This window comes from Nocardioides sp. NPDC000445 (assembly GCF_040300245.1).
Taxonomy (GTDB): domain Bacteria; phylum Actinomycetota; class Actinomycetes; order Propionibacteriales; family Nocardioidaceae; genus Nocardioides.
The window spans coordinates 111,224-125,423 of sequence record NZ_JBEPDH010000013.1 but is presented as its reverse complement, the minus strand read 5'-3'; the positions used below and the strand labels follow the sequence as shown (position 1 = coordinate 125,423).

General features: G+C 68.9%; 12 protein-coding genes. 7 read left to right on the top strand and 5 right to left on the bottom strand.

Annotated features, from left to right (window positions below; all coding sequences use genetic code 11):
• Positions 1 to 35 precede the first annotated feature (35 nt).
• Positions 36 to 2,699 carry a right-handed parallel beta-helix repeat-containing protein gene (locus ABT304_RS18390; RefSeq protein ID WP_350717318.1) on the top strand — a complete coding sequence of 888 codons (2,664 nt, stop codon included), beginning with the start codon at positions 36 to 38 and terminating at the stop codon, positions 2,697 to 2,699.
• Positions 2,700 to 2,703: 4 nt separating this feature from the next.
• Here ABT304_RS18390 and ABT304_RS18385 read toward each other — a convergent pair whose 3' ends face one another.
• Genes ABT304_RS18385 through ABT304_RS18375 form a run of 3 tightly spaced genes read right to left on the bottom strand, consistent with a single transcriptional unit; the run spans position 2,704 to position 5,920 of the window.
• Positions 2,704 to 3,459: a sugar phosphate isomerase/epimerase family protein gene (locus tag ABT304_RS18385; RefSeq protein ID WP_350717316.1), complete on the bottom strand. Its 756-nt coding sequence runs from the start codon at positions 3,457 to 3,459 to the stop codon at positions 2,704 to 2,706.
• A 2-nt stretch (positions 3,460 to 3,461) separates the two neighbouring features.
• The gene (locus tag ABT304_RS18380; protein ID WP_350717315.1) at positions 3,462 to 4,937 is read right to left on the bottom strand and encodes a hypothetical protein; all 1,476 of its coding nucleotides are present in this window, start codon (positions 4,935 to 4,937) and stop codon (positions 3,462 to 3,464) included.
• Positions 4,934 to 5,920, bottom strand: coding sequence for a hydroxyacid dehydrogenase (locus tag ABT304_RS18375; RefSeq protein ID WP_350717313.1), 987 nt, complete (start codon positions 5,918 to 5,920; stop codon positions 4,934 to 4,936). Before ABT304_RS18375 ends, ABT304_RS18380 begins: the two co-directional genes overlap by 4 nt.
• Positions 5,921 to 6,132: 212 nt before the next feature.
• Here ABT304_RS18375 and ABT304_RS18370 point away from each other — a divergent pair, with 212 nt between their 5' ends.
• Genes ABT304_RS18370 through ABT304_RS18360 form a run of 3 tightly spaced genes read left to right on the top strand, consistent with a single transcriptional unit; the run spans position 6,133 to position 9,278 of the window.
• The gene (locus tag ABT304_RS18370) at positions 6,133 to 7,392 is read left to right on the top strand and encodes an ABC transporter substrate-binding protein (protein WP_350717311.1); all 1,260 of its coding nucleotides are present in this window, start codon (positions 6,133 to 6,135) and stop codon (positions 7,390 to 7,392) included.
• A 30-nt stretch (positions 7,393 to 7,422) separates the two neighbouring features.
• Entirely contained in the window at positions 7,423 to 8,409 is a 987-nt protein-coding gene (locus ABT304_RS18365) for a carbohydrate ABC transporter permease (protein WP_350717309.1), read from the top strand.
• Positions 8,406 to 9,278 carry a carbohydrate ABC transporter permease gene (locus ABT304_RS18360; RefSeq protein ID WP_350717307.1) on the top strand — a complete coding sequence of 291 codons (873 nt, stop codon included), beginning with the start codon at positions 8,406 to 8,408 and terminating at the stop codon, positions 9,276 to 9,278. The genes ABT304_RS18365 and ABT304_RS18360 overlap by 4 nt, the downstream gene beginning before the upstream one ends.
• 35 nt (positions 9,279 to 9,313) lie before the next feature.
• Here the strand turns inward: ABT304_RS18360 and ABT304_RS18355 are convergent, their stop codons facing one another.
• Positions 9,314 to 10,075, bottom strand: a complete 762-nt coding sequence (locus ABT304_RS18355; RefSeq protein WP_350717305.1) for a FadR/GntR family transcriptional regulator — start codon at positions 10,073 to 10,075, stop codon at positions 9,314 to 9,316.
• 232 nt (positions 10,076 to 10,307) lie between these two features.
• On the opposite strand from ABT304_RS18355, the gene ABT304_RS18350 reads away from it, so the two are divergent.
• Both ABT304_RS18350 and ABT304_RS18345 read left to right on the top strand, forming a co-directional pair.
• Positions 10,308 to 12,200, top strand: a complete 1,893-nt coding sequence (locus tag ABT304_RS18350; protein WP_350717304.1) for a right-handed parallel beta-helix repeat-containing protein — start codon at positions 10,308 to 10,310, stop codon at positions 12,198 to 12,200.
• Positions 12,201 to 12,319: 119 nt separating this feature from the next.
• Positions 12,320 to 13,090: an enoyl-CoA hydratase/isomerase family protein gene (locus tag ABT304_RS18345; RefSeq protein ID WP_350717302.1), complete on the top strand. Its 771-nt coding sequence runs from the start codon at positions 12,320 to 12,322 to the stop codon at positions 13,088 to 13,090.
• Between the two features lie 5 nt (positions 13,091 to 13,095).
• Here ABT304_RS18345 and ABT304_RS18340 read toward each other — a convergent pair whose 3' ends face one another.
• Positions 13,096 to 13,680, bottom strand: coding sequence for a hypothetical protein (locus ABT304_RS18340; RefSeq protein ID WP_350717300.1), 585 nt, complete (start codon positions 13,678 to 13,680; stop codon positions 13,096 to 13,098).
• Positions 13,681 to 13,745: 65 nt separating this feature from the next.
• Between ABT304_RS18340 and ABT304_RS18335 the strand changes: the two genes are divergently transcribed.
• Positions 13,746 to 14,195: a MarR family winged helix-turn-helix transcriptional regulator gene (locus ABT304_RS18335; protein WP_350717298.1), complete on the top strand. Its 450-nt coding sequence runs from the start codon at positions 13,746 to 13,748 to the stop codon at positions 14,193 to 14,195.
• The last annotated feature ends 5 nt before the right edge of the window (positions 14,196 to 14,200 follow it).

The following is a 14,200-nucleotide window of genomic DNA, read 5'->3' as shown; positions in this document are numbered from 1 at the left end:
ACACATGTCATACGTCATATCTCAAGGAGACGGACATGCAGACTCGCACGACACGCCGCGCCCGCGCGGCGGCGGCCGTGGTCCTGGCGGCACTCGGTTCGACGGTCCTCGTCACCGGTACGCAGCCCGCCACCGCGGCCGAGACGACCCTCACGGTCCACGTCGCCCCGGACGGCGACGACGCCGACCCGGGCACGAAGAGCCGGCCGCTGCGCACGGTGGAAGCGGCCCGCGACGCGCTGGCCGGACGTACCTCCGCCGAGAACCGAGGCACGGTGATCGTCCACGGTGGCGAGTACGTCCTCGACGACGCGATCGACCTGACCGGTCCCGAGCACTCCTGGGTCACCTACCGCGCCGCGGCGGGGGAGAAGGTCCGCCTCACCGGCGCGCACGCCCTGGAAGCCCAGGGCTGGCGGCCGCTCGCCGACCTGTCCGAGGAGGAGCTCGCCCAGCCGCAGTTCTCCTCGAACGCCCGACTCGACTCGCCGGCTCTGCGCGAGGGCGTGTGGGTCTACGACCTGGGTGCTGAGGGCATCGACCCCGGCACGCTCTACAAGAACGGGTTCAACTGGCTGCCGCAGCCCTTCGCTCCCGAGCTCGTCGTCGACGGCGGGACGCAGACGCTCGCGCAGTTCCCCAACCAGGAGGGCTGTACCGGGGCGGACTCCAGCTGCCACCTCTACGGCGACGGCGGCAAGTGGAAGGTCCCGGCGACCAACGACCTCATCCAGTGGACGCTGCGCGACCGGTTCGGGATGGAGCCCGACTGGGCGATCAGCGGAACGACGCCGCGCGCGCAGTTCGAGGACAAGAAGCAGCAGCTCGCCGACCCCGAGGACCGCGACACCTGGTCCCAGGACGAGATGCGCAAGATGACGCCTCCCCTCTACGAGGTCGGTGGCCGGCTGCTCGAGGGCAACCGCTACCAGGGCTGGGCTCCGCAGGGGGTGCCGGAGATCATCGACCACGGCACCCGCGGCTTCGGTGCCTACTCCCACATCCCGGTCCAGGCCGACCCGCAGGAGCTCACCGACGTCGACAACACGACGTACGAGACCGAAGCCTGGCTCTCGGGCTACCTCGGCAACAACTACGCCAACGACATGGTGCGGCTGGTCTCCTGGAGCGGCACCACGATGTACGCCAAGTACCCCTCGATGTACTGGCCCCGCAACGACTACACCAAGGTCAAGGCGATCAACATCCTCTCCGAGATGGACGTCGAGGGTGAGTACTACATCGACCGCCACGCGGGCAACGACGTCGTCTACTACAAGCCGGCGGGCGGGACGATGGCGGGCAAGAGCGCGACGCTGCGCGCCTTCGACGACAACATCTTCCGGCTCGAGGGCACCACCGGCGTGACCCTGAAGGGTCTGTCGATGTCGGACTCGCTGATCAGCGCGGTCCAGCTGCTCGATGCCGAGAAGACGCTGATCGACGGCGTCGACATCTCCAACGTCAGCATGGACGCGATCCGCATCGGCGAGACCACCGAGTCGATCACCGCGCTGCCCGACTACGAGACCGTACGCGGCGGCCACGACAACGTCGTCCAGAACTCCTACCTCCACGACCTCGGCGGCGGCGGAGTCCTGCTCGGCGGTGGTGACCGCAGCACACTCGAGCGCGGCGACAACGTGGCCCGCAACAACGAGATCGCTCGCTTCTCGCGGCTGGCGACCTACACGCCAGCGGGCTACCTGTACGGCGTCGGCAACAGCTTCGAGAACAACTACGTCCACGACGCGCCCCACATGGCGGTGCAGATCATGGGCAACGACATGCGCGTCAACCACAACCACTTCTACGACCTGGTGAAGAACGCCGGCGACCAGGGCGTCGTCTACACCGGGCGTGACTACACCTATCTGGGCAACGAGGTCGCGTACAACTTCTTCGACACCATCGGCGGGTCCAACGACGCGTTCTACATGGACGACGGCGTCTCGGGGATGCGGTTCCACCACAACGTCGTGAAGAACGCGCACTCGGGTGTCTTCTTCCAGTCGGGCCACAGCAACAAGGCGACGGACAACGTGTTCATCGACGTCGACCAGACCGGCCACGACCAGCTCTACCACCGCAACGGCGAGACCGGCCTGCCGGTGCCCAACGGCTGGGTGGTGCAGAGCCGCTACAACTCGTTCCTCGACGTACGCCCGGGCGAGAAGTACTCGGCCACCGAGGAGGACGTCGCCGGCTGGCACCGTCACTACACCGACGGCAAGGCCCGCTACTCCGACGGGAAGCCGATCGTGTTCCCGGAGATCGGGGACTGGTACGTCCCGCGCGTCACCGCGACCGGCGAGGACTGCAAGAAGGCCGACTACGCGCCGGCTGCCACCAACGGCTGCGACCGTGCGACCGTGTGGGAGAACCCGAACTCCCTCTACGTGCCCGCCCGCAACGTGATCGACCGCTCGGTCATCATCGGTGGCGGTGAGTATCGCGCCGGGGAGAACTCGTTCGCGAACCCGGCCGCGACCTATCGCCTCTCCACGTGGAGCGACGCGATCAACACCAACCTCAGCAAGCCCGCGTCGCTCGAGGCCGCCGGGCTCGACGTCGACACGCTGAGCTTCAGCTACACCGGTGAGGTCGCCCAGACCTTCGGCCAGGAGTGGGTGGCGACCTGGAACCGGCTGGTCACCCGGGACGGCATCGGGCTCCCCGGCGGCCCGGCCGCCGGCTGAGCGGTCAGGTCGCCTGCGCGATCCACTCGCGCAGGCGACCGGACTCGCTCGGCAGCAGCGACATGTCGTCGTCGGGCAGGAACTCCAGCAGCACGTCCGTCTGCCGCCCGGTGGCCGCGAGCATCTCCAGGGCTGGCGGCCACAGGTCGGCGCGGGCCGCCAACGGCAGGCGCTCGTGACGTGGCCACCAGGAGAACGCGTGCACCGCGCGTACGTGCGGGAGCAGCCGGGCGAGCCCGGCCAGCGCCACTTCTGCCGGCTCGCCCACCCGTGGCTGCCAGTAGGTGCCGACGTTGGGCCGGTCCACCTCGGCGAGGAGGTCGAGGGTGGACTCGACGGTGTCCGCCAGGGTCAGGTCGTGGTGCTCGAAGGCGAGCTCGAGGCCGTGACCGGCGGCCTTGTCGGCCAGCCGCCGTACGCGGCGTACGACCTCGGCGCGATCGGCGGGGGAGGCCTCGGCCGATCCGGTGGTGCCCGCCCAGATGCGTAGGCGTGTGCACCCCAGTGCCTGGGCCGCGCCGATCAGTGCGCCCCCGTCGTCGTCCGGCGTGGCTCGCCAGTAGGTGCCGTACGAGGCGACGGCCAGCCCGGCGACGGCGGTCGCGTCGGCCAGGCGGCGCAGGTCGCCGGCAGGCGGGGCGTGCACGTCCGCACCCCACTCGATGCAGGCCAGGCTGGCCTCCGCGGTGGCCTCGAGCACCTCGCCCGTCGGGAGATGACGGGCTGTGACCGAGCACAGTCCGGGGCGCAGCAGGGTCATGGTCAGAGCTCTCCCTGATAGGTCGTGCCGAGCGTGGAGACGTCCGTGGGGCGATCGGAGGTGTCCACGCGACGCATGCCGTCGTTGGTCTCGAGGAAGAGTGGCGCCTCGGGGTAGCGCAGCTCGTCGTCGAGCGGCTCCTTGTCGGTCCACGCGAAGAAGTCGCGCCCGAACACCGCCCGGTCCTTGCGGCCGTAGAGGTGGAGGTCGCCTGCGGTCAGCGGACTGCGGATGCACCAGTGCACGCCGTGCTCGGCCCACACGGCCCGGTTGGTCATCAGGACCGACTGGCGCTCGTCGGGCGTGAGCACCGTCGTCCAGAAGTCCGGGCCCGGGTCCTCGACGTCGTCGGCGAGGAAGACCAGGTCGTGGGCGTGCCACGCGGTGCTCGGGGCGACGTCGGCCTCGGTGCCCCAGTGGGTCGCCGAGGCGAAGTAGCCGGCCGGCGCCTGATAGTGCGCGTACGTCGCCCGGCAGCGCGCCATGAACTCCTCGAGCTCGGCATCGGGGCGCACCCGGCACACCTCGCGGATGCCGTGCAGCGACAGTCCCATGCCCGCGATCAGCATGGGGGTGTCGCTCTTCAGCGTCGTGCTGGGTGCGACGTACCAGTAACGGTGGAAGCGGGTCTGGCCGTCCGCGTCGGTCCATGCGGAGCGGGCGACATGGCGGCACAGCCGGACCGCCTCGTCGAGGTAGCGCTGCTCGCCCAGGCGCAGGTGGCCGAGCAGCAGCGGCATGATCATCAGGCCGTAGTACTCCGCCGGCTCGAGGATCCCGCCGGCGACCCGATCCTCGGCCTGGCGCCAGGTGCCCGAGGAGTCGGCGTCCGGGACTCCGGGCTCGTGGTGGCGGGCGATGAGGACGTCGAGGTCCTCGCCGATCTCGGCCAGGCCGCTGTCGTCGCCGGTCACCTCCGAGAGCAGCAGCTTGACCCACACCCGGGCGTACTCCTGGTTGCAGGTGCCGTCCTCGGCCGGGCGGCCGCCGCCGAAGGAGTGGAGGGCGACCAGGTTGCGGCGCACCACGTCGACGATGCGGTCGACCTCGGCGTCGTCGAGCAGGTGCCGGGCGTGCTTGAGCCCGAGGAGCAGGCCGATGCTGCCGGTGGCGTTGTGGATCAGGCCGGTCGTGGCCGACTCCCCGACCTGGAAGCCGACGTGCTTGTACTGGTCGTCGTCCTGCAGCGCGCTGCTCTGGAAGCGCATCATCCGCCGCCACACCTCGGCGGCCCGGTCATCGTGCCGTGCGGCGAGGAGCTGTGCGACGGCGCCGAGAGCCGGCGCGGAGAAGGCGGCGTGGCCGCTGGTCCAGTCGAGGAAGGTCGCGGGGTTCGTGCCCCACACGCTGTGGTTGTGGAAGCCGTTGATCGCCCCTTCGTCGGTGACCCAGGTCAGGAACCAGCGGGTGAGGTGGGCGAGGTCGGGCGCAGGGGTGGGGGTGGTCACGTGGGTCTCCGGTTTCGGGATGGCGGTCATGCGCTGGTGGCCAGGGTGGCGGGGTCGACCGGGTGCAGCGGCGGTCGGCCGTCGACCAGGGCGCGCACCTCGTCGACGGCGGCGCGGCCGAGGCGGCGTAGCTCACTGCCCTGCGAGCCGGCGACGTGCGGGGTCAGGGTGACGTTGGGCAGGCTCCACATCGGATCATCGGCGGGGAGCGGCTCCGGCTCGGTGACGTCCAGGACGGCCCGCAGGCGCCCCGACACGAGCTCGGCGCGGAGCGCGTCGTGGTCGACGACGCCACCCCGTGCGGTGTTGATCAGGGTCGTGCCGTCGCCCATCAGCCCGAGCAGGCGGGCGTCGACGAGGTGCCGGGTCTGCGGCAGCAGCGGCGCGTGCAGCGAGACGATACGAGAGCGTGCGAAGAGATCGTCGAGGCCGACGAGTTCCGCACCCATCTCGGCGGCCCTGGCCGCGTCGATCGTCGGGTCGCTGACCAGGACGGTGAGGTCGAACGGGGCGAGCAGCTCGAGCAGCGCCCGTCCAGTGGCCGAGGCGCCCAGCACGCCGACGGTCGTGCCGTACGCACCGTCGATGGTGTCGTCGACGGTGAGGTCGGGAGCCACCCGCTCGGCGCGGAACCGCTCGGTCAGCGGCAGGACGGACTTCGTCGCCCACAGCACGGCGGCCAGGGCGTACTCGGCCACCGGGCGGGCGTTGGGCTCGACGCCGCAGGTGACCCGGAGGTCACGCTCCCAGGCTTCGGGGGAGAGGAAGTACTTCACCGAGCCGGCGGCATGGACGACGGCGCGCAGCCGTGGCATCCGGGCGAGAGCCGACGCGTCGATGGTCGGCGTGCCCCAGGCCGTGATGAGCACCTCCACCTCGGCGGCACCTGGGTCGTCGTAGGACGTCAGCACGGCGTCGGCATCGATGTCCACGAGCTCGCCCAGCTCGGCCAGCAGGGTGGCATCGAAGAACCGATGCTGAAGGTCGGGAGTCATGGCGAAGGCGGCACGCACGAGGCGGCTCCTCTCGGTGGTCGAGGCTGGTTGGACCGTTTCAAAAATGTCTGGAACGGGCTTGCCCATTTAAACATCATATGTGTTATCTTCGTCACGTTAGTGCCCGGGATAGCGCTTTCCTAATCCTGGTGGTCGACAGCTCGCATCGCCAGGATCCCCACGAACAACCTCCGTCGGAGAGATCGACGGACGACGAAACGGAGACTCCTGTGGAGACACGACGCATGTGGAGGGCGGGTGCTGTCGCGGCGGTTCTCTTCCCCCTGATCGCGACCGCGGCCTGTGGAGGCAACGGCGCGGCCAGCGACGACAGCAAGCAGGTGCGGGTGCTGGTCAACCTGACCGACAACCTCACCAAGGACTTCTGGAACGACCTGGTGAAGCCCTTCGAGGACGAGACCGGCATCGACGTCAAGATCGAGGGGCCGACCGGCACCAACGTGAGCGAGACCTTCAGCTCTCAGCTCGCCGCGGGCACCGCCCCCGACGTGGTGCAGTCGATCTTCCCGGACGACCAGATCGCTCCCGAGGTGCTCGACCTCTCCGACGAGAGCTGGGTCGAGGACACCCCGATGGTCGACACGTACGCCATCGACGGCAAGCGGCTCGTCGCCGGTGTCGGCTCCCAGGCTCAGTCGCTCGTCTACTACAACAAGACGGCGTTCGAGAAGGCCGGCATCAAGGCCGCGCCGCAGACCTGGGACGAGTTCGACGCTGCGCTCGGCAAGCTCGCCGACGCCGGCTACACCCCGCTGCAGACCGCGGGCCAGTGGCAGACCGGTCTCCAGCTCCAGCAGTTGTGGCACCCCACCCTCAACACCGAGCAGCCCGAGTGGCAGTCGACCGTCGCCGACGGGAAGCTGACCCTCGGCGACGCCTTCGAGCCGATGTTCGAGCACTACGCCACCTGGCTGGGCGACGGCTACATCAAGAAGACCGATGTCGGCCTCGACCCGACCACGGCCGACGCCAACTTCATGGACGGCAAGGTCGGGATGTACCCGCTCGGGAGCTGGCTCGTCGCCAGCCTGGACAACGCGGGCGAGCTTCCGTTCGAGGTGGGCGTCTTCTCCCCGCCGGTGGACGAGGGCATGGCCTACCCCGGCCCGCAGGGCGCCACCATGGCGAGCCCCTACATGGTCTACGCCGGCAGCGAGCGCTCCGACGAAGCCCTCCAGCTCGTCGAGTATCTGGTGACCGACCAGGCCGCGATCGAGAGCCAGCTGACCGCCGACGGCGTGTTCCGTGCCGGTGCCTCCGTCGAGCAGTCCCCGGTCGCGACCGAGATCCAGGCGATCATCGACGAGGCCCCTGAGCTGGTGGCGGTGGGCGAGGGCGCGGGCGACATCCGCCTGCCCGTCGTCGGCCTCAACGACAAGTTCACCGAGATCGTGCAGAGCCTCTACACCGGAACCAGCCCCGAGGACGCCGCGAAGGCGCTCGACGACTGGGCCGAGCAGAATGGCTGACCCCTCGGGGCCACGACGAGGAGAACGATGATGGCTCTCATGAGCGTCAGCAACACCGACAGCCCTCCCGCGGCAGTGGACCTGCCGCGGGAGGGAGGGGTCCGGCCTCGCCGGGCGATCGGCCGGTCGTCCGGTTCCCGTCCGCGCACGTCGCGGTGGGTGGAGGCCTCGATGGTGCTACCCGCGTTGGTGGTCTTCGTCGGGCTCCTCGTCGTGCCCGTCGGGTACGCCGTCTACTACAGCTTCACCGACTACAACGGCTTCCCGACGCAGACCCCGGAGATCGTCGGCTTCGACAACTACGTCAGGATCTTCGAGTCCGCCGACGTCCGGGGCTCCATGACGGTGACCGCGATCGTCGCGGTCGCGGGCTCGATGGTGGTCAACGCCGCGGCGCTGGGCCTGGCTCTGCTGTTGTGGCGCACCACCCGCTTCACCGCGTTCGCCCGGGTGGTCATGTTCTACCCGCACGTGCTCAGCCTGATCGTCGTCGGCTTCCTCTGGTCGGCGATCCTGGGGCCGCAGGGAGCGGTCAACTCGGTGCTGGAGAACCTGGGCAGCAGCCCGCTCCCGTTCCTCAGCGACGAGACCTGGGCGCTTGCCACCCTGATCCTCGTCATCGCCTGGGCGCAGTTCGGCGTCCAGCTGCTCATCTATCTCGCCGGGCTCCAGGCAGTGCCCGCCGAGCTCTTGGAGGCCGCGCGCATGGACGGTGCCAACCGCTGGCAGACCTTCCGCCACGTCACCTGGCCGGCGCTTGCGCCCTCGGTGACGGTGGCCCTGATCACCTCGATGATCTCGCTGCTCAAGACCTACGACGTCGTCGTCTCCCTGACCGGCGGCGGACCGGCGGGATCCACGAAGACCTTCGCCTACCAGATCCTCGCCGTGGAGTTCCCCAAGCGGCAGGTGGGACTGGCCTCGGCCGAGGCTGTGGTTCTCATCCTCGTGGCCGCGATCCTCGCCTTCGGCGTGCTCGCGCTGCGCCGCCGCCACGACCAGGGGGCTCAGGCATGAGCGCGCTGCAAGCACTGGCGGGCCGACGGGGCTCGACCGGCGAGCGGCGTACGCCGTTCTGGTACGCCATGGTCACAGCACTCTGCGTGGTGATGCTGGTCCCGATGTATCTCCTGGTCGTCAACGCGTTCAAGGACCAGCGCGACATCATCAGCAGGCCGTTCTCGCTCGCGCCCGGCCAGTTCACGCTCGAGCACCTCGTCGCTGCCTGGAACAACCCGGACTTCGACATCGCGTTCGGCTACGCCGTGACGATCGGGCTGGTCATCTGCGTCAACATCGTCTCCATCGGCGTGTGCGCGCCCGCGGCGTACGTCATCGCGCGCTCGCCGCGGCCGGTGTTCGGTGCGGCGCTGCTGTTCTTCATCTCGGGCATGTTCATCCCGACCCAGGTGATCCTGGTGCCGGTGATCTTCGTGCTCCGGGCGCTCGGGCTGATGTCGACGTTCCCCGGGCTGGTGCTCTTCATGGCCTCGGCGACGGTGCCGTTCACGATCTTCGTCTTCACCGGGTTCATCCGGATGCTGCCCGCCTCGCTCGACGAGGCGGCGGCGATCGACGGCGCCGGTCCGTACCGGACGCTGTGGACGATCATCCTGCCGCTGATGAAGCCGATCCTGGCGACCGTGTTCATCCTGAACACGTTGAGCGTGTGGAACGACTTCGCCAGCCCGCAGCTCATCCTGGGTCCCGGCTCGGGTCTCTACACGGTCACCACGGGCGTCTACGCGTCCGTGGGGGAGTACTCCGCCGACTACACCCAGGTGTTCCCCACGCTCCTGCTGGCCGTGCTGCCCATCCTGGTGATCTTCGTGCTCACCCAGCGCTGGGTGATGAGCGGGATGGCCGCCGGGGCGGTCAAGGGGTGAGGTGTGGGCGGCCGGGTGGCCGCCCACACCCGGGCTCAGTCCTTGCGGTTGGCGTCGGGCAGCGGCAGCCTGCGGCGGCGCCACGCCTCGAGGATGTGGTTGTTCATCGCGTCCTGCGCCCGCACAGGGTCGCCCTCGGAGATGGCGGCGAGCACGGCCTCGTGCTCACGCAGGGTCAGGGCGAACGCGTCGGGTGTGTCGACGCCGTGGTAGCGAGAGCTCTCCAGCGCGTGGTCCATGAGCGTACGAGCGATGTTGCCGGCGAGCCGGTTGCGGGAGAGCTCCATGACGGTCTCGTGGAAGGCGACGTCGGCGGCGCGGAAGACATCCTCGTCGGCCGTGCTCTCCCGCATCCGCTGCATCGCCCGGTCGAGCTCGGCGACCTGCTCGTTCGACCGCCGCTGGGCGGCCTCTGCCGCCATCACCGACTCGAGCTGGGCACGGACGACGCTGAGCTCGTCGAGAATGCCCAGCGTCTCGTCGTGCTTGATCAAGGCGGAGAGGACCACTCGGTCCATCGTGTTCCACGCCGTCATCGGGCGCACCTCGGTGCCGCGCCCGCGCGCGATCGTGACGAGACCCTTCTCCTCGATGCGCTTCACGGACTCGCGTACGACGGTGCGGCTCACGCCGAACTGCTCGCTGAGCGGTCCTTCGGGCGGCAGCGCGTCACCCGGAGCCAGGCGCCCGGAGACGATCGCGTCGACGAGCTCGTCGACGACGACCACGCCGAGCATCGGCTGCCGGTCGCGCGGCTGGGAGAGGACCGTGGTGGTCCGGGAAAGCGGTTGCGGCATAAGCGGAAGTGTAGGACATCGTACGTCGCCGCGACGCTGATCCGACCGTGCGGCGTGGACGCATCCGGGCATCTCATCATCCAGGCAGGTCTTGACACGTCATATGTATGACATCACGCTAGGTGCGTGGCGCATGTCACACGGAGCTCGTCTCGGAGGCCGCACGGCCACCCCTGGGTGGTCCTTCTGCCTCTCGCCGGGCGCTCCGCCCCCATAGAGAAGGGAACGGACCATGCAGCAACCAATGACGCGCCGCCTGGGCGCGCTGGCCGCGGCGGCCGTCGTAGCGGTCACCGGGTTCGCGGTCACCACGCAGACCGCCGACGCGGCGGGAGGAAAGTGCAAGGCCCTCTGGGTCTCGCCCGACGGCAGCGACGAGGCCGCCGGGTCGGAGAGTGCCCCGTTCGCGACCCTGGAGCGTGCCCGCGACGAGATCCGCGACAAGAAGCTCAATGCCCATATGGGTTGCGACGTCACGGTCAACGTCCGGGCCGGTGAGTACCAGGTGGACTCCACGCTCGAGCTCGACGACCGTGACAGCGGCAGCAACGGCCACGACGTGGTCTACCGGTCGGTGGACGGACCGGGTAAGGCGGTCCTGACCGGTGCGAAGGAGCTGACCGGGTGGGAGCCGTTCCGCGACGGGATCTACAAGACGAAGGTCGAGCCGGGGCAGCGGTTCTACACGCTGTTCGAGGACGGTGCGCGGGCAGAGGTCGCCCGCTATCCCAACCGCGGGTCGGAGGACTCCCACGGGCCGTACCTCTTCTCCAAGCTCGGCGAGCCCGAGAAGGAGGCCGTGCGGCAGTGGCTGTATTGGGAGGAAGGTGACTGGGACCCGGCGTGGGACGACACCCCGACCAGCAACCCGTTGGCCAACGCCCAGGTGACCGTGTGGTCCGGTGGCTCCTGGAGCTGGTTCACCGACACCGTGCCGCTCGGTGGGGCCGACTACCGCAAGGGCTTCACCACGCTGAAGTACTGGACCCGCTACGCGCTGGTCAACAGCGGTGGCGGCTCGCGCTACTTCATCCAGAACGCTCTCCCGTTCCTCGACCAGGCGGGTGAGTACTACTTCGACTACGCCAACAACGAGATCTACTACAAGCCGAAGGGCGACATCAGCAAGGTGCGGATCATGGCGCCGACGGTGAAGAAGCTGATCGATGTGAAGGGTGCGACGCCGGAGCGGCGGGCACGCGACATCACCTTCGACGGGATCGGGCTGCAGCACAGCGACTTCGTCGACTGGTACCGCGCGGGGTGGATCTCGGCGGGCGACTCGGGCGAGCCCCACAAGTACCCCGAGTACGACCGGCAGATCGAGATGCCGCGCAACCGCTTCGGTGCGATCACGCTGGAGAACACCAAGGACATCACGCTGACCAACCTGCATGTCTCCGACACCGGGTTCATGGGTGTCTACGCCCTGTTCGCCAACGAGGGGCTGAAGGTCACCAACAGCCTGTTCGAGAACATCGGCGCGGACGCGATCAAGATCGAGGGTGGCTGGCCCGGCGAGGGCGACCTGAGCCACGGACACACGATCTCCAACGTGTTCATCGACCACATCGGCGAGCTGGTGCCCGGCGACGCTTCCGGGATCGAGCTGATGGACACCGGGAACAACCTGGTCGAGAACGTCTTCGTCAACCACTCCGCGCGGTACGGCATCAGCCTGGAGTCGCGTCCGGAGGTCGTCGACGGCGAGCAGTACACCGACAACAACACGTTCCGCTACATCGAGATCCAGAACGCCGGCCTGGACTCGGGTGACATGGGCGCGTTCTACACGTACGGCGTGGCCAACCAGGATCCGCACCCCATCAAGAACAAGGTGGAGCAGATGGTGATCGGTGATGTACTGACGGACCCGGTCGGGGAGATGCCCGACTCCGGCACGCGCGGCATCCACATGGACGCCGGCGGCTGCGGGTTCTCCTTCGCCAACATCGAGGTCGGTGAGACCACCGACCAGTCCTACCAGTCCTACCAGTGCAACGAGGTCACCAACGGCAACTGGAACGACGGGTTCGACGCCTCGAAGATGGAGTACGACAAGATCGGCATCACCTCGGAGTTCCCCTACGACGTGACCGCCCAGATCGAGGCGGCCCGCTCCTAGGGATCCGCTGGCCCGGCAGCGTGCCGCGAGCACTACCACCGCAGGCCCGGCGCATCGCGCCGGGCCTGCGGCCGTGCTGGGATGATCGGCCGGGCCGTCCCAGGGGTCAGGATGGAGCCATGAACATGAACGAACCAGGTGTGGATCTGAGCATCGACGGTGTGGTGGCGACCGTGCTGCTGGACCGTCCTGACGTACGCAACGCCCAGCATCCGGCGATGTGGGCGGCGATCGCGGGGTTCCTCGAGTCGCTTCCGGCTGAGGTGCGGGTCGTGGTGGTACGAGGGGCCGGTGGGACGTTCTCCGCGGGGCTTGACCTGTCGCTGGTCGACCCGGGGCAGACCGAGGTGGCCGGGAGCCTGGTCGCGACGCTGGCGCGGAGCGACCAGGAGGTCATCGACCTGATCGGCGAGTATCAGCGGCCGTTCGCGGCGCTGGCGGACCCGAGGTTCATCTCGATCGCGGTCGTCGAGGGGTACGCGATCGGAGCCGGTTTCCAGATGGCACTGGCGTGCGACCTGCGGATCATGGCAGACGACGCCTGGGTCTGCATGAAGGAGCCTGAGCTGGGGCTGGTTCCCGACCTCGCCGGCACCAAGCCCCTGGTCGACGCCGTGGGCTATGCGCGAGCGCTCGAGATCTGTGCCACCGCGCGCAGGGTGGGCGCTGCCGAGGCCGAGTTGATCGGGCTCGCGCAGAGCGTCTTGCCGGCCGCTGAGCTGGACTCGGCCCTCACCGACCTGGTCGGGTCGCTCGTCGCCCATGATGCGACCGCGGTGCGGCGTACGCACGAGCTCTTGGCGGCTGCGTCGAGCCGGAGTCTCGACGAGCAGCGCCTCGCCGAGCGCACCGCCCAGGTGGGCCGCCTCCGCGCCGTGCTCGGACGCTGATCCCGCTACGACACCGGCTGGCCGTGGTCGACGAAGTCGATGCCGAGGGCCAGTTGGCGCAGCCGGGTGCCGAACCAGGCCGCCGCCAGGCAGATGACGAGGTACATCGAGACGGCCTGGGTCGCGTAGTTGGGGTAGTGGAGCACCCAGATCACCTGGTCGTCGGGGGAGGCCGGGTCGGCCCAGATGTAGGGCATCATCCAGGCGATGAAGCCGCCGGTCAGCTGAGACGCGACGAAGATCAGCAGGGCCTCGCCGGCGCGACTCCACCACTGGCGAGGCAGCTCGCGACGGAGCGCGGGCCCGACCTTGCGGACGAGCCCCGGTCGCCATGCGCCGCCGGGCGCGACCCGGGCCGAGATGCGCGGTGCCACCGCGATCAGCAGGAACGACAGCACCAGAAACGCGGTGATGCCGAACGAGGTGATCCCCGGAACCAGGGCGACCCGGCTCCGCATGAGCCCTGGGGTCAGCAGCAGTGCGGCGAGCGGGGCTCCGACGAGCAGTGTCGCGACGTAACAGCGAAGGAGGGCGCCCGCAAAGGTCGGGGAATCAGTGGTTGCCCGGGGTGGCGACAGCTCGATCTTCATGGCCGGAGACTAGCCTGTTATTTCACTAAGGTGAAACAAATTAGGTGAGGACGGGAGGAGGTCGCGTGTCCGAGGAGGGCGACCGGCTCGGTTCCGAGCTGAGCCTCCATGTGGTGATGTTCCACGAGGCCATCGCCCGCCGGCTGGGAGTCGGCAACAGCGAGCACAAGATGCTCGATCTCGTGGCCCGCCATCCCGACGGCATCACCCCCGGCGAGCTCTCGGCCGCGACCGGCCTGAGCAATGCGGCCGTCACCAAGATCATCGACAAGCTGGTCGCCTCCGACTACGTACGCCGTGAACGCAGCTCGCGTGATCGCCGGTCGTTCCGGATCCACACCACGCCCCACTTCCACCAGACCTCACGCCCGACGGCGGCCGGACTCTCTCGACGGATCGAGGAGATGAACCAGGGCTTCGACCAGCAGGAGCTGGCCGCCATCGGACGCTGGGTCACCGGTGTGATCGAGGCGCTCCGGGTCGAGACCGAGCGCCTCGAATCAGGCGACCATTGACAGGG